Origin of the sequence: Allohahella marinimesophila, from assembly GCF_039538005.1 — a bacterium.
GTDB lineage: Bacteria > Pseudomonadota > Gammaproteobacteria > Pseudomonadales > Oleiphilaceae > Allohahella > Allohahella marinimesophila.
In genome coordinates this window covers 358976-384230 of sequence record NZ_BAABBO010000001.1, presented here as the reverse complement: position 1 = coordinate 384230, position 25255 = coordinate 358976, and the positions used below count along the sequence as shown (strand labels likewise).

Sequence of the window (25255 nt, the reverse complement as noted above, 5' to 3'; positions counted from 1 at the left end):
TACTACCTGCTCAATTGACATTACAGTACAGAAAGGTTGTAATCTGTTCAACTTTTGGACCGCAGGAATACCCGCGACATGCACGGATGCAGTTGTCCCCGAAGCCCGAAACTGCAGGCGTCTGGTAGCAGATCGAGTCCTCGGCCCCGCTCAATCTTCTTCTCAGTATTGCTACTCGCATCACTATTCGGTCTATTGCCAATTCTGATTCCGTTTGCACTGGCCGATGACGAGTTCGAGCGCTGGAAACAGGCTGAGCAAGCTGCCTTCAGTGAGTTTCAGACCAGTGAAGACAGAGCGTTTATCGCATTCCTGGAAACAGAATGGCAGGCCTTCGAGCGTTTCAAGGGCGTCAGCCGCGACCAGAGCCCCAAGCCAGCAGTACCACCCCGTATCAGCAATAGCCTGGCATCGACTGCCAACAGCGCTCCGGGCAAAATTGCGGTTCGCTCGTCACCTCACGACATCGACAACACGTTCTTTGCCCACGATGTTCAGGGTCTCGTCCTGCCAGAGGTTGAGTGGCCTGATCTGTCGTCAGCAGATGGTGATGTCCTTGCGGCCACCTGGTCTGCACTCAGTTCAGCGGATCACCGCCCAGCACTGCAAGGGCTCAGATCGCTTGCCAATGAGCTCGCACTCGGTGACTGGGGCACATTGCAACTTTGTCGCTGGCAACTCAGGGACGAAGACAGTCACCGCAGGAGTGCCTACTGCTGGTTTCTGCTGAACCGTTTAGGATACGACCTGCGAATAGGCTACGACGGCCAATCGGTATTTCTGCTTTTGCCAGCTTCTATTCCAGTATATGGAAATAATTTTGTCCGTCTCGGGGACAAGCCTTTCTACATTATTGCCGATGCCGACAATGACGAAGGCAAGAGTGCTTTGCGTGAAATTCGCGCGTATGAGCGCTCTTCAAATCAAAGCCTGCGCGACTTTGACCTCAGACTCGAAAAGGTCATGCAGGCTTCAGGAAGCACTCGCTCGTTCTTGGTACCTGCAGAAAACAGCAGCGATCAGACCGGGATGGCGCTCGATTTCGACGCCGGGCGCAGTGCGCTGCTGGCTACTCATCCACAGATTGATCTCAACTGGTATTTTTCAACGCCCCCTGGGGCACCGACTGCCGCAAGTCTTAGTAATGCATTGCAACCTCGTCTGAGCTCGCTCGCAGAGCGCGAAGCCATCAATCATCTGCTGCATTTTGTGCAGAGCAGTTTTCAATATCAGACTGATCAGGAACAGTTCGGCGAGGAGCGCTATTTGCTGGCGGAAGAAAGTCTGAACTATGGCATCAACGACTGTGAGGATCGCTCCATCCTCCTGGCCTGGTTACTCCATGATCTCTTGAATCTCGATGTGGTCGTGCTCGACTATCCAGGACATGTCGCCCTGGCTGTTCGAACACCCTTGCTCCCAGACGATGCATTCGTGGTCCATGCTGGGAAGAAGTATGTGGTTCTGGACCCGACATATATTGGCGCCGACGCGGGAATGGTCATGCCTGCAGTAGCCGCGCTCTCGCCCGAGACTTTCCCTGCACAGTATTCCCGACATACGAACTGAAGCAAATTTTGAAGAAGAAGTGGATGCTGCATTGTCACGATAGTGGTTCACTTGAATTATCTGTCCGTCCAATACAAGCATCATCAGGTCCAGGTATATCAACAACAGCAACCCGATCATAGTGATCCGATATCGAACCCAGGAGTTTCAAATGAACACATCGAGTAATTTCAAGAAACTGGCGCTGATTGTCAGCGTGTCGACGCTGGCTGCCTGCGCTTCGCAACAACAGGTTCCTGAAGCGCCGGTAGCTCAGCAGTCCTCTCTTCCGGACTGGGTCATGATGCCCGTTGTTGAAAATGGTATTGCCGACACCCAGTGTGTTGCCTCAAAGCCAGGCATCGGTCTCAACTATCTCAAGAGCACGGCCACTTCACTGGCGCGCGCAGAACTGGCCAAGCAGATCGATATCAAGGTCAAGGCGATGGACAAGACCTATCAGCGAATGGCAGATACAAATGAAGGCCTGTCAGTCGGTAGCTCCTTCGAGTCAGTATCCAAGCAGGTCACTGAAAAGAACCTCGCCGGTAGCCGTGCCATCAAGATGGACTATGTGACCATGGCGGACAACACCCAGAACTTCTGCGTCATGATGGCTATGTCGCCAGAGGTTACGAAGGCCCTATTCAAGGATCTGGTAGAAGCCTCCGGCAATCAGAGTCTTTCGCCACAGAACGAAGCTGTTCTCTACGAACGCTTCCTTGCAGAAAAAGCAGCCAAGGAACTCGACGCTGAGTTCGAGAACAGCAACTAGTCCATCAGGCTTAACCGATAACATCACTGTACAAACAGCCCACCGTCGAAAGGACGTTCATCATGTATATCTTCGGCTATCGTCACCTCGCGCCTTCAGCATTGGCAGTCTTGCTGCTGTTGCCTGCCATACAGATGGCAAATGCGGACGATCCTTTCGCGGAGCTGGAAGCTGCCACGGCCTCTGGCTCGACTGACGCCAAGCCGCAGAACACCGAGGCGGATGACTTTGAAGCCTACAAAAAATCTCACCAGGGCGAGTTCGACGATTACAAGACAAAACTGATGGAAGAGTACGCCGCCTATACTCGAATCGCTGCGGAGGAGACTGAGCGCTACAGCAAGGAATTGCAGCAGGTCTGGGACACTCCCGAGCTGTCCGGCCCAAAGGTCTGGGTGGACTACTCAGGCGATCTGAAGGAGCGGAATTCGGTAGACTTCGAGAAAAAAACCATAGCGATGTCCACCGTTGTTGATGCTGACGACAAGGGTGTCAGTGATGAACGTCTCGGTGAGCGTCTGAAAGCCCTGCTCACCAAAAACCAGGCACAAGCCTTTTCTGACGACAAAATAGCGCAGGCGATCGAGAAGCGGAGCAAGGCCGAACTGACAATGCTGCAGACCGCTGAGGTCGAGCCGGAGCCGATTCTACTACCTTTCGTCTCTGACGAGACTGAGCCCAGCGACGAGGAAGTCAACGCCATCGTCAACGATCTTGTGTCGAAGCAGAGCCGAAAGGAAAGTACCAACCAGCAGGGTCAGAAGGTTGTCACCATAGAGGTCCCGCTGGGTTCGGAGGCTGAAGAGCCAGATCCGATACCTGAAGCAACACCAGCACCCAAGGCCGAGCCTCAGTCTAAGCCGACACCGAAGGCCAGTGAACCCGTTCAGTCCACACCGCAGCCGAAGGCAGTCCCTGCACCACGCCAGATGGCAGACGCTCGCCTGAACCGGCTGCCAAAAGCGGCGCGACTACTGGAAGGCGATGTCACCACCTTTGCCAACAGTGCCAAGATGGACACGGCCCTGGTCTATGCCATTATCGAAACCGAATCAGCATTCAATCCGATGGCAAAATCGCCAGTGCCTGCCTACGGCCTGATGCAGATCGTGCCAGGGTCAGCGGGCATAGACGCCACTGAGCAGTTGTTCGGCAAAGGCAGAGTTCTGGCGCCCTCATATCTGTATACCCAGGACAAGAACATCGAGATTGGGTCCACATACCTGAACATTCTCTATTATCGATATCTCAAGGGGGTGAACGATCCTCTGAGCCGGCTCTACTGTTCGATAGCAGCCTACAATACTGGCGCTGGCAATGTCGCCAAGGCCTTCATTGGCACGACCCGTCTGGGTACGGCCTTGCCGAAGATCAATGCCATGACACCAGAAGAGGTTTACGATCATCTCATCGAAAACCTGCCTTATGAAGAGACGAGGCATTATCTGCAGCGGGTCGTCAGTCGTATGGACAAGTATCGAACTACAGATGGTCCACTGACAGGATCTCTTGCCAATGCCGATTGATGATGTGCAGAAAACATCGCTCAAGGCTGAGTTGAGAGAAGAACTGGCCAGGGATCTGCAGAATTTCGTAGCCAGTGAAGTCGATGAGGAAGTTGATGAGGAAATGAAGAAACGGGCGCTGCACACGCCCGCCTGGACACGCTTCAGAAGCATATTCTTTGCGGTAGCGGCCACTATCATTGCGCTCGGACAGTTTTCTGAGGCGGTCACGCTGATTGAGGGCAGTCTGATGAAGCTGCAGTCGCGCCTGACCAACACGGTAGAGTACGACCTGCTCGACCAGATTCATGTTGGGAACACGGAAGGCTATATTGAGAATCTCCTTGGCCAACCACAGGTGTCCAAAGCGATCGAGGATGGTATCGAAGCCAGATACTATTACGACGAAAAATTTCTGCTCACTGTCTTTATCGCCGACCAGCGGGTGACCGCCCACTTCGTGGTTCCACTGAAGGAGGATTTCACGCCAGTCGTAGTAGACAATGAGGCAGCCGATTTCGAACTGCAGCAATCTGTTTTCGCCGCCTACCCTGCCAACCCCAAAACGTATGTAGTCGATCACTCGAATACCGTCAGCTACTATCTTGAAGAGCTGGACTCTGGAAAGGCAGGTCTGTTCTTTCATACCTATCTTGGCATCGTCTCGTTCACACAGTCACCGGCCGACCAGAATCTTGTTGCCCTCTACGACGCGGTCGTACACGGCGATGTCGATGCAGAGCTGGGGGTCCAAACAAGCTTGCGTGAAACTTCGTCACCGAATATGTATGGACGGGGTACCCTGGATCTCACGCTGATTCAGAAAGGCATCCTGACCGGCGCTGAGTTCGCCAATTATTTCGGCCGCTAGCCGGCATGCGATGCAACAGACAAACAGCTGCACGCCAACCCCGACCCGGTGCACTCACGGGGTGCCTGATAGCTGCGACTTTTGGCTTCATCGGCTTGGCGACCCCTGCAGCTGCAGATGCCGCACCCTGTTGGATGGAAACATTGGTGCAGGGGAGCAAGGTTGGGCAGATAGGCATTGCTCGCAACATCCATGCAGGAGGCACGACGCCAAAAGCTCTGAGTGAAATGCGTGCGATCAGCGGCCTCTGCAACACACTCGCGCTCGCTTGCGATGATATGCTGCTGAAAAAGGCGCTCGAAGAAAAGCAGCTTGCCGGAAGACGGCTGTTCTTCGACACCCATATCAGCCATGGGCAGGTTTACGCCTATGCGGCATTTTCACCAATAGACGACAACAGCTGCAGCGCACCCGCCTGCCGCATAGAGACCTGCGACCCAGCCTGGTTATGCCATGGCGCTGTTGATAACAAGCCAGCTTTGCTCGGGATCAGCTATCGCTCAATGAGCGCCTACCGCCAGACCCTCAATGCCATGGAGAATGCGCTTCTGCAGGCTGAATACATGTTTGGAGTAGACGTGGATGCCAGCACGGAGCTTCATCAGGGCCGCATTGGTCAGCAGAATTACCTGATCTATCATCAACAGGGGGATGTGGATACGGGCGCGCGCGAGGTCGTACCCTTCCATGTGGCCCATCAATGTGAGGCCAGCGATACACTGTATCAGCAGATCGTCCTCGATCTGCCGCTGGCCAGCGAAATCAGCCTGGCTAGCGACGATCTGGGATGGGTGCGTAATCCAAAGCACCTCGGGATGGATGGCGCTGTTGGCATTATAGACAAGCGCGCAGCGTCCGGGCTTGTGTCCGACCAGATCAAGCTCGCTATCAAGCAGGCTGCCATTCAACTGGCCTTTGAGAAAAGCACAGATGTCTCTGAAGACAATCTTATAGTGACCTCAGATAATGCGGGGCTCATTCAGATCACACAGATCAGTCAGCAGACCACCAGTACACTGAAAGCACGCGTCATGCGTATTCGTTTTGATCGGCCCGAAGGCGCTGCACTTCGCGTTATGGCCTGGCTGGTGATCATTCCCTGAGCCAGGCCAGCCTCCGGCAAGAGGGCTCTTAACTATCTTCGCTGAAGGCGCTGACAAGCCGAATCAGGAAGTTCATGCCGGCCGAGCTGAGGAAGAAGCGCTCCGGTCCACTTCTGAAGACAAAGTGCCTACGAACCAGAAAGTCCATGGCCTCGCCCCAGCCCTTGTCGAAGCGCGCGGTTCGCAGAATATCGTTGTATTCGTCATCTGCAGCCATGGCGTTGAGATCTTCGTCCTTCAGGCCGGCATCGGCACGCCCAAGGTACATCAGATCGCGCCCTGTGCGTGCGAAGTAACGCCCGATGAGAAGCAGGGCGACCTGTATTTTCAACGCGTTTTCGTCATGCTCATCACTGTCATCATCCAGCACCTCCCTGAGATAGAAGAATCCACCGGCGTCACTGAAGGCCAGCTCATAGCCCAGATGTGCGTATAGCTCAGTAAAGTGGGAGAGGTGGTTGAATACCAGATTGTACAGTGGATTGTCCTCCAGCTCCGCTGTGTGGACATTCCATAGTGACCGCAAGATTACCTTGCCTGCTGTCAGCTCCCTGTATATCGCAGCACTCTGCTTAGGCAGAATGCCTTCAAAGCCTGAACGCTGACTCTCTGTCATAGCACTCACGATGTCCCTGCTCCATTGATCTGGTTTTGTTTCTGGCCTGTGTCGAGACGGCGACGCCGGTATACGAATAGATGACCATCCTCGTGTACCAGGGTTCTGAATCGATTTGACGTGATGACCCGTCCACCCGCCACTGGCCCATTTGAAAATCGATTCAGCGCTCCGAGCAGGTCGGGAAACTGATAGCCCTCGATAAATCCATGAAGCCGGCCGTGTAGCTCTTTGACAAGATCCGGGCTCGATCGCAGCTCGAGGGTATCGATCCATCCAAACAGCTTTTCTATCCGGCGTATATCGGTAAGCGCTGGCGCTGTCGAAGCAGCCAGCTGCGGAAGGTCTGGGGCCTTGGACGCTCGCTGGATATCGGAAAGTCGCAGTTCTATTTCTGAAAACAGTACCTGGAAATAACTGACGCTTTCGCCAAAGGCGTAGGGCTTGGGCCTGGAATGGCCTTTGAGGCCACGCATGAATCCGGTCTGCTGAACGAAATCCTGGGCGCTCAATCTCGTCTTGCGAAGGTCCTGCGTCTGGGTGTCGCGATGCAGCGACTGCAAGCGTTCGAAATGATGCGCCATCGCGTTGTATTGCAACATGCCGTTCCTGGTCTTGCGCAGGAAGTTGTCTACCTCACGGGCTACCACTTCGATCGGCCGGTGCATGGCATTGAGGCTGAGCGTGGCCCGAAAGAGCTGGTTGGCTGCAGCCTCCCAGCCATTGCGGTCCAGAAGGCTCTTGATTGACTCGAGCGTGGCCAACAGATTGTCGCCATCTTCCAGACGGGTATCAGGATTCAGGAAGGCCAATGTAGGCTTGAGATGTCGCTCATACAGGTGGGCGATCTGCTGCAGCAGGGTCTGGCGGAATTGGGCGAACTGCTCTGGCGAACGACTGGCCTCGGCAGAAATCCCGGCAAGATCGCTACTGATGCCCTGCATACGATCGATATTCTGCCGCAATAAACCGATGAGCAGACTGACCTGCTCATTGAGGTCATCGATCAACTCGACAAAGTCTGGATCTGCCCGGTGAAAACTGGATACCATCAGCCTGGCTTGGGTGTCCCACAGACCAACGAGGCGGGTCCGCAGCCGGGCGTCCGTCAGCTCCTGGTAGAGCGAAGCATTGCAGGCGCGCAGCAATCCTATCAGAGGCTCCTGGAAAACGAGCCGTCTTTCGCCCTCGACATTGTCGATATCGATGACCAGCGTCGAGTGGAACAGGTTGTCGCTACTGAACGCTCTGATCAGGCGTGCACGTTCGCGTGCCTTCATGCTACTCGTGTACTCGACCACCGCATGCGTCAGATCCGACTCGCGCACGAATCGTTCTGAGGCTCGATCCATTCGCTGGATAAGACTGAACATGATACGCGGATGCTCAAACAGAATCCGCGTGGTCTCGATTGTGGAGAAACGCTTACTCAATGCCCTGCTCCAGCAGCTCACTCTGCTCCTGCGAGAACCAGCCGCCAAACTCAGCTTCACTGGTAAAGCCCTCTGCCCCACCCCAAAAGACGAGAGTCCGCCGCTTGTCGTAGGGGCGCGCCGTTCGCATCTGACCGATTTCGAAATGCCGGCCAATCTGATAAATCAGCTCCGGACTCGCACTGTGTGTCGCTGCGGCGAAGAGATTGAAGCCCTGTTGCTTCAGACGGTGCAGAAGAGCTGGCACCTGACTGACATCAACGCTCGCGAGTTCGTCCAGTACCATCGGGAATTCAAGCCGGATGCCCGGATACAGCACACGTCGGAGCAGGCGCTGGACAAGTTCCAGATTGATCAGGGCGGTGGTCGATGTCGACTGCCCTTTTCGATCGAGGCTGGTCTGGCTTTCCTTGCGAGTTCGATAGGAAATGCCAGTAATGACCCGATCCATTGTAAGGCGGTAGCCGTGCTGGCGTGCAGGACTGACTCCAGAAGCATTGGCATCGAAAAACTCGGCGACGAACACTTTCAGACGCTCGTAGAACGCATCGGACAACAGTTCAGCCGAAAATGGGTCGATCGCGGCAGACTCTTCCACGAGGTTACGAAATTTCGGATGACAATGGATATCCACCCGAACTTCTGCAAGGTCATTGATCGTGACGTCTTCAAGCTCCTTGTTGAGGCTGCGCTCAAAGCGCCTGATGTGCTCGTCGTTGGCCTTGAGTGCCTGCCGATACGATGCCACTGTTTCGTTGTGACCCTGTATCTGCTTCCGAAGCAGTTCGCGCCGCGCGGGCAATTCCATGAAAATAGTCTCAAGTGCCTGGTAGGCTTCCCGAATAGTCGCTGAAGAAGGACTTTCCTGCGTGCGCTGACCATCACCATGATCAATCACGCCCACCATGGCGAACTCGCGAATGTGAGATAGCACCGCCACTCGCAACTGCTCGAAGTCTTCAAGCTGCAGCCTGATCTGCGAAAAATGTTCTGTATTGATCGATTCAGCTGGCAACGGCGCTTCAGCCGACGCCTGTTCCAGATGTCGTATTCTCGACTGAAGATTGCTGAGATCCTGCTCCAGCGAGAACAGGCCGCTCTGGCGGGTGTCGACCTGGTCCAGCGCAGCACGGTCGGCCGCAAGTCGTGATTGACAGCTTTGAAGATCGTTTAGCTGTGTTTTCAAGGCGTCTTCCTGCGCTGACTGAAGCGCTCGATTCTTTTCGATGGCAGCGGCAATATCGGCCAGCCTGACCTCGGCACCTGCCAGACGTTGCAACAGCACAAGATCTTTCTGAGTGGATGTCAGCGCTTTCTTCAGCTTTTCTATTTTCCGAGGTCGGTCATTCGGGCTCTGCCCTGTGTCGCTAAGGTCCTCTAGCTGGTCCTTCAGGTTGCTCTGCTCGAGGTATAGCGTCTTGCGTTGTGCCTGTAGATTCTCTGTCTCCGGCTCGCGGCCATTAAAACTGATATCGAACCAGTCAAATACTTTCTTCGATTCACTCGAAGCCTGGGCGCAAAAAAGCTTCGAAAAGCCCTCAATCTGCGCCAGCTGCTCAGGCTCAAGTAGACGTCCCGGGCTTGCCTGCAGTAGACGTGGCTCGACCGCCCGCAATGGCGCTGCCACTGATTCATCCAGTTGGCGACCCAGCTGGAACTCCGCTCCAGCTATCCGAAGGTCGAGCGCGTCCAACTGCGTCTGCTGTGCCCTGATCTTCTGGGACAAACGCAGCCGCTGCTCTTCAGCCTGGGCTTCGTTCTGCAAGGCGTTGAGTTGCTGCTCGAGCTCACTTCGTTCTTCCTTGAGCGTATCTTCGACCTGATCTGCACGCATGCCTGGGTATCGGGACAGCAGCACCTCGCCGTCACGAAGATCGCTTTCAGCCTGCTTCTGCATTCGCTCATTCTCGCGAATGGCACCAGCAGACTCCTGGACACTGCGTTCAAGTTCGGCAACCTTCTGACGCAGCGTCTTCATCTCGGACTCCCGCACACCAAGCGTTTCGGCCAGGCTCGCCCGTTGTGTTTTCGTCGAAGCCAGCACAGCGCTCAAACCATCGCGAAAAGCCGCAAACTCATGTTGGGTCTGTGCCAGCTCGCGGTAACGATGGTAAGCCGCATGGAAGCGCTCATAGCGTCCTTGCTCCTTTTCGACATCGGTCAGGCCTTCGTTCTGCGCCTTGAGATCCTCATGTCGCTGCAGGAACTGATCGATATCAAAATCCAGTGCGTCTGCCGTGAATTTCTTGTCGGCCTCGACGATGCTGGCGACCGCCGCTGCCATCGCCTTGTCATTGGCGCTCATCTCGAACAAGAGCAGAATCAGTGTTCGCAGGGACTCTACCCTTCGATCATCGGTGTCGCTCAGTGGGAGCACACAATAACGCATGGCTTCCTGGGACATCATCTCGCTCGCATACAACATGCTGCGGAGCCGAGCGGTATCACTGGTGAATATGCTGTCCCTGGAATATTTCTTCGCTGCTTCGGTCAGCGTGCGCAATGAAAGGCCTGGTACGGCCCGGCCGATGCCCTCTTCGTCACCTGCCGTGTCCCAGAACAGCGGCCGTAGTTCGCTATATGGCGCAGGGATAAAGATTCGGCCGTAGCCCAGCTCACGTGTCTGCGACTGACTTCGGTGCAGGATCTGGCAGTGCGTGCCGACGGGATTGCGCACTTCCATGATGAGAAAGCTGTGCATCCCCGGGAAGTAATGCTGGAAGCTTTCCTCCTTGCTGTAGTAGCTGCCGGCGCTGGCATTTCTGAAAGCAAACTTGAGCCGGCTATTGCGGAAGTTGTTCTCTGGCAACAGAAACAATCGCAGGGAATTGAGCAGGCTCGATTTGCCGAGGTTGCCACTGCCCAGCAGCAGGGCATGTTGGTCTACCGGAATCTCGACGTAACAGAAACCAGCCGAGTCGACGAGGACGAGACGTCGGATTTCGAAATTGAACTTCTGCGAGTGAGCAGGCTGATCTGGCATATCTATATCTTCTCTAAAGTCGTTCAAGGGCGGATGGCTCCGCCAAAAGGCTTTCCTGCTCCATGAAGTGGCCAGTCTGATGTATGACTTCTGCCAGCCCGGTAAATCCGAGTTGCGTGGCGAGATCGATGGCCTGCAGAAAACGCTTCGTCGTTCTTGGTGGGTATATAAAGTAGTCGCGAAACGGCGCCCAGTCCGGTGGCTGAAGAAAGGTAGTCTGAATCCCGAGCCTCTTCTTCAGCGCCCTGAACATGCGCAGCCCGCCAAGATCGAAATCGAAGGCACAGATGATGTCATCGTAGTGTGACAACCAGGACGTGATGCGAGCACTATTGACGCGACTCCCGCCACCATAGACCACATCGGTATTCTCGAGTGTCAGCAACTGGCCGCAAAAAGCCGATGCAATCCGCAGCATCGCGGCACTTTGCACAAAGTTCTGCTGGTTTTCAATGAGAAGGGCCAGCGGCTTGCATTTGAAGTCCTGCACTGTCTCATCTGCCGACAGATAAACGACGCCGGGCCTGCTATCTACTAGCAAAGAATGATACACCAACAGGATAGCGGCTTCAGAAACTGTTTGGTGCGAGTTGCCTAGGACGGCCGCAGCTACACGATCATCTGGCTTGGTGGCCGCACTCTGAAGCTTTTCAATCAGCCCTGCCTCTTGGCAAGTTACCAACCATCGCTGAGCGCCCACACGGGTGGTGCTGAAAATGAGCATATGTCGGGCAGAAATATCCGCAGGCAGGCACCTGAGGAAGTTTTCGTAATTCACTGGTTTTCCCTGGCGGATTTTTTCGAGATATCCGGCCAGTGTCACTGCGACAATCCCAGCAATTCTCCCAGGCCTGATGACCGGACCACCCGATGCCTCGCGGCATCGAGAAAGGTCTGTTCGTCTGGAACAATGAGGCTGAACCAGTTTCTGGCGCGAGTGATTCCTGTATAAATCAGCTCCCGGGTGAGGACAGGGCTCGAGCGGTCGGGGAGCACCAGGCAGGTGTGGGCGAACTCTGAACCCTGTGATTTGTGAACAGTCATCGCGTACACGGTGTCGACCGCCTGCAAACGACTGGGGGACACCCAGCGTATGCCCCCAGACCCATCGCCCATCGGGAAGGCAACTCGCAGAATCCTGGTCGACGGCGACTCGCGACTGGGCGCTGAGACGGATGCCGGCACGCTGAGTGTAATACCGACGTCACCATTCATCAGCTTCAGCGAGTAGTCATTCCGCGTCACGAGCACCGGGCGACCGGCATACCAGCTACCATTGCGCTGGATCAGCTTTTTCGTGTTCAAAGCCTCCGCTATCAATTCATTCAGTCCTGCCACACCAAAAGGTCCTGCACGCAAGGCACAGAGCACCTGAAATCTGGAAAAGGCTTCCAGGACGGCTTTCGCCCAATCATCAAAAGCTGGAGAGCCAGCATCAACGGCGGGTCGCGTTTTACGCATGATCTCCAGGTAATGCTGATAGCCAAAAGGGCCATCCTGTGACCAGGCATCGGCAAGCGAGCCTTTCATTGGAAAGCTTGCCGGGCTACCTGTCAGCGCATGCATGGAAATAACGTCAGAGCTTGCGGCAGATGAGCCTCGAACCTTCAACCACGCAAGGTCTGAAAATGATCCTCCCTGAAATGGCTCGAGTGCGGCAGCGTCCAGCCTGCCAGCGTTGATCAGCTCAGCCAGCGCCTTGATGCCGCTGTTGTCGCCGAAGCGCCAGGTCTTGCGAAGCATGGTGATGCTTTGGTCGATGGCCCGACCTTGGGAAGAATCCGACTCATTGACGATGTAACCCTGATCCAGCTGCTGTTTCGCAATCTGTTGCAGCCACTGTGCAGTCGCTGGCGTATAGCCGCCTTCGTTTGCCCGCTGGCATAGCTCACCCAGCACGGCGCCGGCATCGACCGAAGATAACTGATCTTTGTCCCCGAGCAGGATGAGCCGAGCGTGGGGTGGCAAAGCCTGAAATACAGCGGCCATCATTTCGACATCGACCATCGAGGCTTCGTCTATGACGAGTACATCGATTGGGAGAGGATTGCCAGCATGATGACGAAACAGCCTGGTGCCCGGACGACTCCCCAGCAAGCGATGCAGGGTGGTGACAACCGTGGGAATGCTCAATCGCAGACGGTCACCTTCTGGCAAGTCCCCAATCGACAGGGCATCGACGGAACCGGAGATGGACTCGCTTAGCCGCGCCGCTGCCTTGCCGGTCGGTGCGGCCAGACGTATCCGAAGCGGACGAGTGCCCCTGACACCAAGGTCCCGCATGGCCACCGACTGAAGCACCATGAGCAGGCGAAGAACTGTCGTCGTTTTACCGGTACCGGGACCGCCTGTGATGATGCTGAACTGACTACGAGCCGCCAGAGCGCAGGCTATCTTCTGCCAGTCCGCAGACTGAGATCCGGAAGTGCCTTCAGCTCCAAACATAGCATCGAGTGCCTCCCGCAGTTGGCTGGCTGCCTGCGAATCTGGCTCATTGCAGGGCACGGTGACCGCTAATCTCGAACGTATACCATCGGAAATAATTTGCTCGTAGGTCCAGAATCGCCTCAGATAAAGTCTGGGGCCCACTCTGACAAGGGGCGTGGATCCCGTAAAGCTGCTATCAACTGGGACGCCACCGACCGTCGATGGTTCATTCAGGGCTGACTCCCAATCCTTCAGTGTAATAGCGCTGAGCAGGGATGACGGTCGAACAGTCGCTGACTCACCCACTTCCTCCGGTATGGCATTTTCCGGAGGCAGGACGAGTATCGCATCGGGATCCTGTGAAGTTAGCTGGCCGATATGCAGACAAACATGGCCACGCCCCACCTGGTGCGACGTCAGCGCCGCGGCCAGCAGCAAGAGCGGCGACAGAGATTCGCCACGAGTTGCCGCCTGACTATCGAGTAGACGGGCGAAAGCGACATCCAACGCGCGCAGCCAGTCCGCAGCCAGCCAGCTATCGAGCAGCGCCAGCATGGCTTCCGGGGTTTGAGGAAATATGTGATTCATGCCATCGCCTCTTCGCCGCAGAACAGCGAATCGAGCGCCTCGATCACAGCCAGTGGTGGTTTTTCGATAAAAACGCCCCGAGTTGACGATTCGTAGCCTCTGAGAAAAAAGTAGATTGCCCCGCCAACGTCGCGTTCATAATCGTAGTCCTGCAGCCTTGACCTCAGCAGTCGATGCAGGGCGAGCAGGTAGAGGACGAACTGAAGGTCGTAACGTTTTTCGAGAATTGCTGCCTGCATGGCCTCGCTGGTATAGGCGGCGTCGCCCGCTCCCAGATAATTTGACTTGTAATCGAGCACGAAATATCGACCTTCGTGCTCGAACACCAGGTCGATGAAGCCCTTGAGCATACCATTGAGCGTCATGCTCGCCAGAGCTGGACGATGTGCGCCCGAGACGGTGTGGCGGTTTAGCAGCGCGTCGAGTGCCCGGCTATCGACTGCTCTGGTTTCAAACCAGAACTCAAGTTCGACCTGATAGGTATGCAGCGCGCCCAGACTAAAGACACCCTTCCCTGCACTCCCAAGCGGAACCTGAATCAGACCCATCAGCCAGCGTTCGAGGGCGTCGACCCAATATCCCAGCCTCGAGGAAAACAGCGGCGACGCAACATGTCGCGCATCTCGTCGCTGGCTTCACCCGATGCGACGGCCAGGAAGCCGCGTTCAGCCACCCACTCGAGCAGACCGTGCAGAAACACACCGGCCACTGCGCCGCGCGGAAACTCATGATGGCGAGTATCACCGGGATGTCCTGACGCTGGAATCGTGCTCTGATCCTCGGTGAACTCATCGCCTGCCGTGGCCTCCTGGGAGGAGTCCGGTGTCGGCAGTCTCGAAGCAATTGCCGAGTAGCTGGCGATCCACCAGTGCTCTCGCGCCACTCTCTGCGGCGTCAAGGCAGGTCCAAGCGATGCCAACGATTTTTCACTGATGGATACCGAATCCGGCTCTGGCACGGGTTCTACAACGATGGCCCCGTCAGCAGAGACTGTACCGCCGGCTATCGACTGTAGCGCCTCGCTCAGCGTCTCCTTCGACGGCGTCGAGCCAGTGAGATAGCCAAGTCCGCTACGATCCCAGTCTCGCGTGTCGGCTACGCCGACCCAGGTCCTGAAACGAGCACGGGTGAGCGCGACGTAGAGCTTGCGAACATCCTCAGCAAGTCGCTCATCGTCTGCCAGCGTAATTGGAACATCGTCCTTACCGTGCCCCATGTGCAGCTGGCCGCTATCGTCGTGCCACTTGATCAGGCTGTCTTTTTTCTGTACCGGTCGGAAGTTGATGGCGAACGGCAGAAATACCAGGGGGTACTCCAGCCCCTTCGATTTATGCACGGTGATCACCTGCACGACATCTGCATCGCTTTCAAGCCGCACCTGTAGCAGCTCACTATTGCCCGGTGTATTCTCGAGCATGTTGACGTAGTGCCGAATGAGGCCATGACGGCCTTCGATATTGGCACTCGCCTGCTGCAATACTTCGGCGATATGTAGCAGATCGGTGAGCTGCCGCTCCCCATCGGCGCCGCCGATCAGGCGACCGGGAATACCAAATTCGATGAGCAGTGCGCGCAGCATCGGCAGAACACCCTGCGACTGCCAAATGTCACCGAGGGTGGTGAATCGATCAATTTCATCCTCCATGAGCAACTCGTCTTCGTTCAGCGCGGCCAGATAAGCGTCACTGATCCCCATAGAGGGAGTGGCGAGGGCGGCTCGGAGCAGGCCGAGCTGCAGCGGATCAGCACAGGCGGCCAGCCAGTAGCGAATCTCACGAGCCTGAGCAGTATCGAGGACCGACTCCCTATCCGAAAGATAGACACTCGGCACACCCCGCTGTCGCAGTGCCTGCCTCACTGCGACAGCTTCCTTACCCTTGTTGACGAGTACAGCGATGTCACCCGCCTTCAGTGCTGTAAATTTTTCGCCTTTTTGAAATCCGACCTGCCCAAGCTCGGCGCGATTCAACAGCTGAACGATATTCGTCGCACAGGCCTCGCTCAGGTGCTCTACATAGTGGCCCTTGCTGACACCCTTCCCATTCTCATCGTCAGCCATGGTCCAGACACTCAGTGCTGCGGACGCCATGTCGCCATCAACCCAGACTGTTTCTGGTTCACGCGCGCTCACGCTGACGAATGGCAGCTGGTTGTCGGCGGGCTTACCAAACATGAATGCCGCCCTCGGCAGGGCCTCGTCTGCCTGCGAAAACACCTGGTTCACCGCGCTCACCATGGCCGGGGTCGAGCGAAAGTTGGTATCGAGTGAGTAGTGGCGGCCGGTCGTTGCTCTGCGTGCCTTCAGGTAGGTGAAGATATCCGCATTGCGGAAGGCATAAATCGCCTGTTTCGGATCACCGATCAGAAAAATGCCACCTTCCGAAACGTTAGTATCAGAAGCGTCGATTTCAGAACCATCGCCAATACGGTAGATCTGCTCGAATATACTGTATTGAACGGGATCGGTGTCCTGAAATTCATCAATCATTGCGACTGGGAACTGTGCTCGAATGATATCCGCCAGCGCCTGCCCACCATGGCCGAGGAGCGCCTTGTTCAGATGAAGCAGGATATCGTCGAAACCGAGTTCAGCGCGACGCTGCTTTTCCTGTTCGAGGCGCCGCCGCACCCAGGTGACGGCATGCATCAGTGAGGGTGATCGACAGCTCGGCAACCAGCGTCCGCTATCTCGAATAAGCTTCAGTGACTCCCAGGCTGGATGGGAGACCAGCTCATCGCAGCGCTTGTCTGGCGTTTTCACGGCCTCCTGCAGACCGGCAGGCGTGAAGCGCTCGTAGGCACTGACCGTCAGCCCCAGCTCGCATCTGGAGTCGTCTTCGAGCCACTCGCGGATAGCGGCTAACCATCTTGTACAGCTATCTGCTCTCAGCTTCCGGCCATCGAAGAGTTTCTGCTTCTGCACAGCCGCAAACCGTGCCTCCAGATCTGGCAACCATTCAAGCCATGGCTGCTTATGCGCAGTCGCCTTTTGTTGACGCTCTTCATTGACGGTATTGATGATGTCGACGAGCGAAGAGGCTTCGTCATCTCGTCCCGACATCTCTTCAAAACCAAGCCGGGGCACGATGTCATCGAGTAGAGCTTCTGGTGTCTTCCAATGATCGTGAATGTCACCGACACAGGATGGGGCGAGTTGATAGATATGCGTCCGCCAGTAGTCGCGTACGGCTTCAGTCATCACACTGGACAGATCGGTCTGCAGTGTCTGCCTGAAGAAACTGCCACTGGCAAAGGCATGCTCACCCAGCATTCGGTTACACCAGGCATGAATGGTCGAGACAGCAGCTTCGTCCATCCACTCCGCCGCCCGTTGCAGTTTCCTGGCGCAGGCCGACCAGTCTTCAGGAGGAATCTCCTGGCGCAGGCCGACTAGCAGAGGGTCTGGCTTGTTAGTCTCCGCTGTCTCTGAAAAACAGGCCGCGGCTTCGACCAGACGTGAGCGAATGCGATCGCGGAGCTCTTTCGCCGCTGCATCGGTGAAGGTGACCACCAGAATTTCTGGTGGCGTAAGGCCCTCCTGCAAGCTGCCATCATCGCGGTGACCCAACACCAGCCGCACGTACAGGAAGGCAATGGTGAAGGTTTTGCCAGTACCTGCACTGGCCTCGATAAGACGGCTGCCATGCAGGGGGAAACGAAGCGGATCGAGCCGCTGAATAACAGGGGTGGAAGGCGTACTCATTTCGCTGTCGCCTTGGCGCTAAGTTTCAGGGGACAGTACAACTCGCGAACCAGCCGGGTGAACAGTGGGTCCTCTGCCATCGTGGTAAAGTCGGGGAAGGCCCGCTGAAGATAGCCATCATCGTATTCGAGTTCCTGTGCATAGGCCGCCTCTGCCGCATCCATCAGGATGGCTGGTAGAGCACCCTCTCGTGACGAGCCTCCGATAGCAGCAAATCCGGCAGATACCGAAAGGGGCAAGGGCCGGTCGATACCCAGCACCCACGCAGCCAGCATGTGTCGGAAGACAGTGTCTGCCTGTTCTGAAGACAAGGGGCTGAACACAATCGAGCCGTTCTTGCTGACCAGCTCAGTGGTCATACCGGTCGATGCTGCTTCGCCACCTGGCAGATGAGCCGCCACGTGAATGACCCAGGCGTTCAGCATCGCCTTATATTGATAGGTGGCTGACGATTTGCCAGGGTTCCTGATCAGCGATGAAGACATCAGCACGAGACGACACAAGTGGCCTTGTGAGTTTTCACGCAAGTCATCAATGGTATCTTCGACTTCGATCTGCACACTGTTGGGCTGCGCCGCATCAAGGTAGCGGTAGCTGACCGTGATGCGCGTTTCGCTGCTGATGGGCCAGCGAGCTAGCGCCTTGTGAAATCGCTCGTGCAGGTCGTGCAGCGGTTCGGCCACGAGTTCATGCAGCAGGGTTTCGGTACTCCCCATACCGAGGCGACCCTGCGCCGCCATCCGATCAATCAGGCGGCGGGCTTCGGTCTGCATCTCATCAGGATCGGCAGTCGATTTAACGACATCGCTTATAAGTTCATCCTGCAAGGCCCACTTCCCCAGACCATCCAGTTCGAAGACCTCTGCTTCATCCCTTGCGTGCTCAGCGAGCGAAAAATCGATCCCGAGTCGGCGCTGATAGAAATATTGCACCGGGTGCCGAAGGAAACGTGCGAGATCATTGAGCTGTACGGGATCATCGACTCCGGCTGCCTGATGGCTACTCGGATACGGCGAAACCTCACCCGCACCGAAACTCGTAGCCGTTTCACGATGGGCGCTGCGCCAGGTGTGGTCGAAACTGAAGAGCGCCCGGCTTGCCAGAATACTCTGAATCGCAGGCTCTGCATCATCAGCGCCGGCGTTCGACCGGTCAGGAAAATAGGCCCGACTAAACGGTTGAAGCGGATGCTCTGTGGTCAGGGCATCTGACACACGGCCTGTTGCGGCCGGCGGGTGATCAAGTCTCCAGCAATCATTGATATGATCACGCATCTGAGCCACGAGCACCGAGGGCGGCAAAGCCGCGTTATCCTTGATACTGCGCCCTACCCAACTGACGTAGAGCTGCTCTCGAGCCGAGAGCATCGCCTCGAGGAACAGATAACGATCATCTTCGCGGCGAGACCGATCGCCAGGACGATAATCCTTTCCCATCAAGTCGAAATCAACCGGTGGCCGGCTGCGTGGATAGTCGCCATCGTTCATTCCGAGTAGACAGACATAGCGAAAAGGAATCGCCCGCATCGGCATCAGTGTCGCGAAATTGACACGGCCTGCAAGAAAACGCTGGTTGAGACCCTTGTCCTCCAGTCCTTCGATCCAGACCTCGCGGACGATGGCGAGCGGGATGTCAAACGACTCGCCCTCAGGATCGTCCTGGTCCAGCCGTGCCTCACGGCAGGCCGAGTGCCATTGGGCCACGGCATCCTGCACGCGAACAAGCATCAGCAGATCGCCTTGGTCCTCTGGCTGGAAGAACCTTGCCTGGATCTCAGCCAGCCTGTCGACCCATTGCTGCGGCGAACAATCTGTCTGCAACAGTTGCCACAGCCAGTCCAGCGCCCCAACGAATTCGTGAAGCAAGCCGGCCAGATGGGCTTCCAGGCCACCTATTTCGCCATAAGGCTCTATCCCTGACCAGGCTTCGCTATCGCCCACGCTGTAGCCAAGGATCATGCGCTCCAGTCCGAAGCGCCAGGTATTGCGATGCATGTCCTGCGGAAGACCCAGTTTTGCGCGCTGACCGGCATCCAGCCCCCAATAGATGTTCGCGCCATTGATCCAGTCGAGCAATTGCGGCAGATCGCCCTCTTCAATACCAAATCGGGCCCTGACCGCCGGCACTTCAAGCAGCGTCATGACCTCGACAGCGCCGAAACGGCTATCCGGTAGCGATAGCAGGTTTTCCAACGCTACGACGAGTGGCTGACGATGTCGTAAGCCCTGGTCAGATATCGTAAAGGGAATGCTGTAGTATTCATCCTCGGCGTGTCGTCCGAAAACGGCCTGAATACCCGGCGCATAACTGTTGATATCAGGCACCATGACCATGATATCCCTTGGACGCAGCGTCTTATCTGCGCTGAAGGCCGCAAGTAGTTGATCATGCAGGATCTCAAGCTCTCGCTGTGGGCTGTGAGCGACATGAAAAACGATCGATCGATCTCTGGCAGGATCGACCGGTGGCCATTGCTCTCGGGACTCCTGACAGGGGCGCAGCGAAACGATGTCGTCCTGCAGCTGATGCAATAGTCCTTCACCTTCGGGGGCGCGAAAGATATCCACCCGTTGGCCCGCGGTGTGAAAACGGGAGCGGTAGACTTCAGGATCATCGAACTCGTCCAGCAGCCGTATATAGTCTCGCCCCTGCTTCCCCCAGGCAGCCAGAAGCGGTTGGGCATGCAGGTGCATGTCACTGTCATCAAGGTCTGGGGGCATGGCCGCCTTCCTCGCCGCACGCCGCCGGGTAGCGCGCAGCAGGTCACGATCGCTGACGATGTCGGCCCAATAGAACTGACAGGGGTTATGGACGCAGAGCACCACCTGGGAAAATCGCCCGAGCACATCGAGCACCTCCAGGGTCTGCTGGGGCAATGACGAGACTCCAAACACCACAATGCGTCTTGGCAGGCCGCGTGGACGGTCGTGTGCAGCCATGGTGAGGCCTCTGGCCTTGAAGCGCTCATGGATGCTGGCACGGCTGCCAGCATAGCCAGGCTCGTTCGCCATATCGTCTATGAGCCGGCGCCAGAGTTCGGGCTGCCACTGCAGGTCTTCAGGCAGGACCTGTGGCTTGCCTCGAGCCGGACGCATCCTGTCCGAGCCGTCAGCCCACTCGGATAACCAGTCGGCCCTGAACACCCCATACTGCTCGTAAAGTTCAGCGAGCCGTTGCGATAGCTGATACAGCCGCTGGTCGCCTCGGGCGCCACCGAGGAATCTCGCCAACGGCGTGAATACTGATTCGTGCGTCAGCTCCGGCAGTAGCCGGAAGAGTCGCCAGACGAGCCTCTCCCTGTCGAATGGCGAACGCTCGGGAATCGCATCCTCGGCCAGCACGCTCCTGTAGGCCTGCCATACGAAACGATGCGGCAGGAGAAAGGTATTGGCAGCACTGATACCGCAACCGCCGCCCTCGTCGCTTCTATTTTCTGCCAGCGCCAGCTTCAACCATTGAGCGATACCATTGCTCTGCACCAGAAAAACCTCGTTTTCGAGCGGTGGAATCGGATATTCCCTGGTTAGCCACACCACCATTTGGCGAAGATCTTCCAGATGATTGGCATGGATGGCCTGCAGTCCAACAGGCACGAGGGGGTCTTTGGCCTGGGCGGCTAGCGCTTGCGACATCTATGGTTCCTGACTACTGAAAGCGGATACGCTGCTGAAAGACACCTATTACTACAAATTTTCGGTTCCCAGCAGAGACTGGCCAGTCTAAAGTAGTACAACGACAGCACCCGTCGCAAACAGCGAATCGGGTTGATCCTCGATAGCAACCGTTCAGCGACTGTCACTCATCACTTCAAGGCAGCGCGCGTCGGCACCAGGACGAGCAATGAGACTACTATTGAAGATCGGCGTTATCCTGCTTGGTCTTTTACCAGCTGGCCTTGTGTCGGCAGACACCGTTGTAAAGTTTTTCGGCGACAGCGCCTACCCCCCCTACGCTTACAGTGAAGGGGATGAAATGGCAGGCTATTACACCGAAATCATTCGTGAGGCGGATCGTCGTCTTCCAGGCTATCACATTGACTTGAGACCGGTTCCCTGGGGTAGAGGCCTGAAGCTGCTTGAAACTGGAGAGATCGGTTTCCTGTACCCGCCCTATGACCGGTCAGAAACACGACCATTCATGCACTACAGTACCAGCATCATGAAGGAGCACCTTGCGCTCTTCTGCAGAAGCGGATTGATAGCGAGCGGAAACCCGCAGTTTCCTGACGATTTCAAGGGCAGGTCCATCGGCAGGCTGCAAAGCTTTGCGACTGGTCAGCAATTCGATGACGCCGCCGCAGAAGGCTTGGTGACCTTGAGGGAATACGCCTCCGACAGCTTGATTTTCAAGCAGCTGATGGCCGGCAGACTGGACTGTTACGTCAACGATCGCGCTGCCATACAACAAAGCATTACAGACCTTGAAAATGCCGGGCTTTACGAAGGCGACCGCATAGAAGAGACACTCTCGATCAGTCATGAAGAGGGCTATATCGGTTTGACTAATCGTAAGGAGCTCTATCCGTTCATGGATGAGTTCATTTCACGATTCAATCAGGTGATAGAAGACATGAAAACTGATGGGACCATTACCCGTATCATCCAACCCCTCAAGAATGACACGGCGAAAGAACAGCCATGAGCGAAGGTAGAATCAACATTGTATTGGCCGTTGGTGATCCAAGACCCGAGCGCTGGACAGAGCCGCTGAAATCGCTGATTCCCGACGCAAGCATCGAGGTCTTTACCGATGAGACGCCATCACCAGCTGGCGCTGACTACGCCATCGTATGGAAGCCGCCGGCAGCGCTATTCGATCAGCACACCAGCCTGAAGGCGATTTTCTGTATTGGTGCGGGCGTAGATTCGCTTCTGGCGGTGCCTACCCTCCCTGCCAATGTGCCTGTTATTCGACTGGAAAACGCAGGCATGGCGGTGCAGATGGCGGAATATGTCGCGCATCAGATCATCGATATCACCCGAAATATGGGCTTGTACCGCGAGCAGCAGGGTCGTAACACGTGGAAAGCCCACCGCCCGATCGAACGTGCGGCCTGGCCCGTGGGCGTCATGGGCCTGGGTGAGATTGGCGGACGTGTCGCGAGTGTTCTTGCCCAGCTCGACTATCCCGTCAATGGCTGGTCGCGCTCGATGCACGCACTTGACAGGGTCAAGTGCTTTGCCGGTCAGGCGGATTTCAACGCCTTCCTGAGCGCCAGCCGGATTCTGGTGAATACCTTGCCATTGACCAGTGACACCGCGGGCATCATCAATGCCCAGACAATCAACCAGCTGATGCCAGAGGCCATGATCATCAACGTTGGTCGAGGGGGGCATCTGGTCGAAAATGATCTCCTGAAAGCGCTGGCCGAGCGACGTGTCATTCGCGCGACACTCGATGTATTTGAAGAGGAGCCGCTGCCTGCCGAGCACCCTTTCTGGCGCGACCCTCATGTCACGATCACGCCTCACGTAGCAGCCACCACGCTTCGCGATGAGACGATCGAGCAAATAGCAGGCAAGATTCTTGCGCTCGAGGCCGGGCAAACCGTTACCGGCATCGTAGACCGTCAACACAGCTACTGAAGCGGAGTATCCATGGCCACCGCACGTTGGGACGATCTGCTGCTGTTCAATGAGCAGCTCGATGAGACCGAACGCCAGGTGCAGCAGAGTATACGGGCTTTTTGTGATGCAAAACTGCGGCCCACCGTCCTGCTGGCCAACAGGCACGAACAATTCGACCCTGGCCTGTTCACGGCAATGGGTGAACTCGGCATGCTCGGAGCCACGCTACCAGAGCGGTACGGCGGCCCCGGTCTCAGCCATGTCTGTTATGGCCTGATCGCCAGGGAGGTCGAGCGTGTCGACTCTGCTTATCGCTCGGCCCTCAGCGTGCAATCCTCGCTAGTGATCTTCCCCATTTTCGCTTATGCCACCGAGCCGTTGAAGCGGCGTTTACTGCCTGCCCTGGTCACCGGCCAGAAGATTGGCTGCTTCGGCCTTACCGAGCCGGACCACGGCTCTGATCCGGGACAGATGGCTAGCCGCGCGGTCAAGGTCGACGGCGGATACCTGCTGAGCGGATCGAAGACCTGGATCACCAACGCCCCTATCGCGAACGTGTTTGTAGTCTGGGCAAAGCTGGACGGGCAGATTACGGGCTTTGTCATCGAGCGAAACGATGATGGCGTCAAGGGCCTCACAACGCCCAGGATAGAGGGTAAATTCTCTCTGCGCGCTTCGGAAACTGGCTCGATCTTCATGGATGGCGTTTTTGTACCTGACGAAAACCGTCTCGATGTCACAGGCCTGAAAGGCCCCCTGAGCTGTCTGACCAAGGCTCGCTACGGCATCTGCTGGGGCGTCCTCGGGGCTGCTGAGTACTGCTGGCACGCTGCCAGAGCTTACACTTTGGAACGCCAGCAATTCGGTAGGCCGCTTGCAGCCACTCAGCTGATCCAGAAAAAGCTGGTGGACATGCAGACCGAGATTTCATTGGGTCTTCAGGCGGTGCTGCAGCTGGGGCGCATGATGGATGCAGGCAAAGCTTCCCCTGAGGCGGTCTCAATGCTGAAAAGGAATAATTGCGGCAAGGCGCTCGATATTGCACGCACTGCAAGGGATATGCACGGCGGCAACGGTATCTCCGACGAATATCATGTCATCCGCCATGTCATGAATCTCGAAGCGGTGAATACCTATGAAGGCACGCATGATGTGCATGCACTCATCCTCGGCAAACTTCAGACAGGGCTGCAAGCCTTCAACTAGATCTCGTCAGAACGAAAAAAGCCCCTCGAAAGGGGCTTCCATCAGAGCAGATGCTCCTCAGTATTCAGCTTACTTGCTACGACGTGACAGTCTCAGTGCAGCAACACCCAGTGCCAGAAGGCCCAGTGTAGCTGGTGCTGGAACGTCCAGGCCGGTATCTGGACGCAGATCCAGGTCGAAGTTCAGGTCCCAGTGGTTGCCACCAGTGAACATTGGCGTGCCGTTGGCAGAGAACATGTCCAGCCAGGTCGAGCCACCGAAAGCATCTGTCTTGTCGTTCGCACCAGTACCGATCTGGAACACAGGCATTGTGCCGATGTTATTAGGCGCGCCAACCAACTGTGCAAAGTAGGTCGTGGTGTTGACAGTGATGGAACTATCAGCACTCAGACCGGTGTAGAACGTCCAGTCAGCCGTGTTGGCAGAACCACCAGTCTTGACCGGGGCATACGTGTCGGTAAAACCAGTGAAAGTCATGTCGAACGAAGCGTTGATACCGTACAGATTGATCGCAGAACCAGTCAGCTTGGCTGTGCCGTCGTCAAACGTAGTCAGTGTTGCACCGTCCTGAATGCTGTAGAAGTGCGCACAACCAGAGTTTGATCCACGCAGCAGTGTGCTGGTATACAAACCGTAGGCTGGGTTACCACATGAAGATGAGGACTGAGCCTGATTCTTCACGTCGTAGACGCTGATCACCGCAGCAGAAGCTGGCAAAGCGAAAGCAGCTGCAAGAGCGGTCAGAGCAAAACTTTTGATAGTCATTGAAGTAGTCATTTAATTAATTCCTGCGCAACTGGTGTAAGACTCAAGGGAAGCCTGCATGCCATTCTTTGGCACCTGCAGCTACGACGTTTAGGTATTACTGATCTATTCGTTCGTGAGTAATACATAGCAACCGCCGTGCCATAATTGCAGCACATTGATTTT

The 25255-nt window shown here is 56.1% G+C and carries 17 protein-coding genes; 8 read left to right on the top strand and 9 right to left on the bottom strand.

Annotated features, from left to right (window positions below; all coding sequences use genetic code 11):
• Window positions 1–195 precede the first annotated feature (195 nt).
• The 5 genes from ABD735_RS01705 to ABD735_RS01685 all read left to right on the top strand — a co-directional run bounded on the left by ABD735_RS01705 (window position 196) and on the right by ABD735_RS01685 (window position 5802).
• A complete protein-coding gene (locus ABD735_RS01705; protein WP_344802646.1) occupies window positions 196–1569 on the top strand; it encodes a hypothetical protein in 1374 nt (457 codons plus the stop codon).
• A gap of 151 nt (window positions 1570–1720) precedes the next feature.
• Window positions 1721–2323 (top strand): hypothetical protein, encoded by a 603-nt coding sequence (locus tag ABD735_RS01700; protein WP_344802644.1) that lies wholly within the window; start codon window positions 1721–1723, stop codon window positions 2321–2323.
• A gap of 62 nt (window positions 2324–2385) precedes the next feature.
• Entirely contained in the window at window positions 2386–3849 is a 1464-nt protein-coding gene (locus ABD735_RS01695; RefSeq protein WP_344802642.1) for a transglycosylase SLT domain-containing protein, read from the top strand.
• Window positions 3839–4699: an ETEC_3214 domain-containing protein gene (locus ABD735_RS01690; RefSeq protein WP_344802640.1), complete on the top strand. Its 861-nt coding sequence runs from the start codon at window positions 3839–3841 to the stop codon at window positions 4697–4699. The genes ABD735_RS01695 and ABD735_RS01690 overlap by 11 nt, the downstream gene beginning before the upstream one ends.
• A 146-nt stretch (window positions 4700–4845) precedes the next feature.
• Window positions 4846–5802 carry a hypothetical protein gene (locus tag ABD735_RS01685; protein WP_344802637.1) on the top strand — a complete coding sequence of 319 codons (957 nt, stop codon included), beginning with the start codon at window positions 4846–4848 and terminating at the stop codon, window positions 5800–5802.
• Between the two features lie 28 nt (window positions 5803–5830).
• Here the strand turns inward: ABD735_RS01685 and ABD735_RS01680 are convergent, their stop codons facing one another.
• Genes ABD735_RS01680 through recC form a run of 8 tightly spaced genes read right to left on the bottom strand, consistent with a single transcriptional unit; the run spans window position 5831 to window position 21184 of the window.
• Window positions 5831–6418: a condensin complex protein MksE gene (locus ABD735_RS01680; protein ID WP_425548569.1), complete on the bottom strand. Its 588-nt coding sequence runs from the start codon at window positions 6416–6418 to the stop codon at window positions 5831–5833.
• A 5-nt stretch (window positions 6419–6423) separates the two neighbouring features.
• Window positions 6424–7851, bottom strand: coding sequence for a hypothetical protein (locus tag ABD735_RS01675; protein ID WP_344802632.1), 1428 nt, complete (start codon window positions 7849–7851; stop codon window positions 6424–6426).
• The gene (locus ABD735_RS01670) at window positions 7844–10834 is read right to left on the bottom strand and encodes a coiled-coil domain-containing protein (protein WP_344802630.1); all 2991 of its coding nucleotides are present in this window, start codon (window positions 10832–10834) and stop codon (window positions 7844–7846) included. Before ABD735_RS01670 ends, ABD735_RS01675 begins: the two co-directional genes overlap by 8 nt.
• Window positions 10835–10847: 13 nt before the next feature.
• Window positions 10848–11657, bottom strand: coding sequence for a hypothetical protein (locus ABD735_RS01665; protein ID WP_344802628.1), 810 nt, complete (start codon window positions 11655–11657; stop codon window positions 10848–10850).
• Complete coding sequence (gene recD / locus ABD735_RS01660) at window positions 11654–13849, bottom strand: exodeoxyribonuclease V subunit alpha (RefSeq protein WP_344802626.1); 2196 nt, start codon at window positions 13847–13849, stop codon at window positions 11654–11656. Before recD ends, ABD735_RS01665 begins: the two co-directional genes overlap by 4 nt.
• Complete coding sequence (locus ABD735_RS01655; protein ID WP_344802624.1) at window positions 13846–14397, bottom strand: PD-(D/E)XK nuclease family protein; 552 nt, start codon at window positions 14395–14397, stop codon at window positions 13846–13848. The genes recD and ABD735_RS01655 overlap by 4 nt, the downstream gene beginning before the upstream one ends.
• Window positions 14397–17552, bottom strand: coding sequence for an exodeoxyribonuclease V subunit beta (recB, locus tag ABD735_RS01650; RefSeq protein WP_344802622.1), 3156 nt, complete (start codon window positions 17550–17552; stop codon window positions 14397–14399). The genes ABD735_RS01655 and recB overlap by 1 nt, the downstream gene beginning before the upstream one ends.
• On the bottom strand, window positions 17549–21184 hold the full coding sequence (gene recC / locus ABD735_RS01645) for an exodeoxyribonuclease V subunit gamma (RefSeq protein WP_344802620.1): 3636 nt from the start codon (window positions 21182–21184) through the stop codon (window positions 17549–17551). Before recC ends, recB begins: the two co-directional genes overlap by 4 nt.
• Window positions 21185–21392: 208 nt before the next feature.
• Here recC and ABD735_RS01640 point away from each other — a divergent pair, with 208 nt between their 5' ends.
• From ABD735_RS01640 to ABD735_RS01630, 3 genes are read left to right on the top strand one after another with little or no spacing between them, the layout of a single operon-like run.
• Window positions 21393–22193, top strand: coding sequence for a substrate-binding periplasmic protein (locus tag ABD735_RS01640; protein WP_344802618.1), 801 nt, complete (start codon window positions 21393–21395; stop codon window positions 22191–22193).
• Entirely contained in the window at window positions 22190–23137 is a 948-nt protein-coding gene (locus ABD735_RS01635) for a 2-hydroxyacid dehydrogenase (RefSeq protein ID WP_344802616.1), read from the top strand. The genes ABD735_RS01640 and ABD735_RS01635 overlap by 4 nt, the downstream gene beginning before the upstream one ends.
• Before the next feature lie 12 nt (window positions 23138–23149).
• On the top strand, window positions 23150–24325 hold the full coding sequence (locus ABD735_RS01630) for an acyl-CoA dehydrogenase (RefSeq protein WP_344802615.1): 1176 nt from the start codon (window positions 23150–23152) through the stop codon (window positions 24323–24325).
• 69 nt (window positions 24326–24394) lie between these two features.
• Here ABD735_RS01630 and ABD735_RS01625 read toward each other — a convergent pair whose 3' ends face one another.
• Window positions 24395–25102 carry a PEP-CTERM sorting domain-containing protein gene (locus tag ABD735_RS01625; protein ID WP_344802613.1) on the bottom strand — a complete coding sequence of 236 codons (708 nt, stop codon included), beginning with the start codon at window positions 25100–25102 and terminating at the stop codon, window positions 24395–24397.
• Window positions 25103–25255: the final 153 nt, after the last annotated feature.

Coding starts and splice junctions, on each gene's coding strand:
- ABD735_RS01700 (WP_344802644.1), top strand. CDS start 1,721: ATGAACACATCGAGTAATTTCAAGAAACTGGCGCTGATTGTCAGCGTG.
- ABD735_RS01695 (WP_344802642.1), top strand. CDS start 2,386: ATGTATATCTTCGGCTATCGTCACCTCGCGCCTTCAGCATTGGCAGTC.
- ABD735_RS01690 (WP_344802640.1), top strand. CDS start 3,839: ATGCCGATTGATGATGTGCAGAAAACATCGCTCAAGGCTGAGTTGAGA.
- ABD735_RS01680 (WP_425548569.1), bottom strand. CDS start 6,418: ATGACAGAGAGTCAGCGTTCAGGCTTTGAAGGCATTCTGCCTAAGCAG.
- ABD735_RS01670 (WP_344802630.1), bottom strand. CDS start 10,834: ATGCCAGATCAGCCTGCTCACTCGCAGAAGTTCAATTTCGAAATCCGA.
- recD (WP_344802626.1), bottom strand. CDS start 13,849: ATGAATCACATATTTCCTCAAACCCCGGAAGCCATGCTGGCGCTGCTC.
- ABD735_RS01655 (WP_344802624.1), bottom strand. CDS start 14,397: ATGGGTCTGATTCAGGTTCCGCTTGGGAGTGCAGGGAAGGGTGTCTTT.
- recB (WP_344802622.1), bottom strand. CDS start 17,552: ATGAGTACGCCTTCCACCCCTGTTATTCAGCGGCTCGATCCGCTTCGT.
- recC (WP_344802620.1), bottom strand. CDS start 21,184: ATGTCGCAAGCGCTAGCCGCCCAGGCCAAAGACCCCCTCGTGCCTGTT.
- ABD735_RS01640 (WP_344802618.1), top strand. CDS start 21,393: ATGAGACTACTATTGAAGATCGGCGTTATCCTGCTTGGTCTTTTACCA.
- ABD735_RS01635 (WP_344802616.1), top strand. CDS start 22,190: ATGAGCGAAGGTAGAATCAACATTGTATTGGCCGTTGGTGATCCAAGA.
- ABD735_RS01630 (WP_344802615.1), top strand. CDS start 23,150: ATGGCCACCGCACGTTGGGACGATCTGCTGCTGTTCAATGAGCAGCTC.
- ABD735_RS01625 (WP_344802613.1), bottom strand. CDS start 25,102: ATGACTACTTCAATGACTATCAAAAGTTTTGCTCTGACCGCTCTTGCA.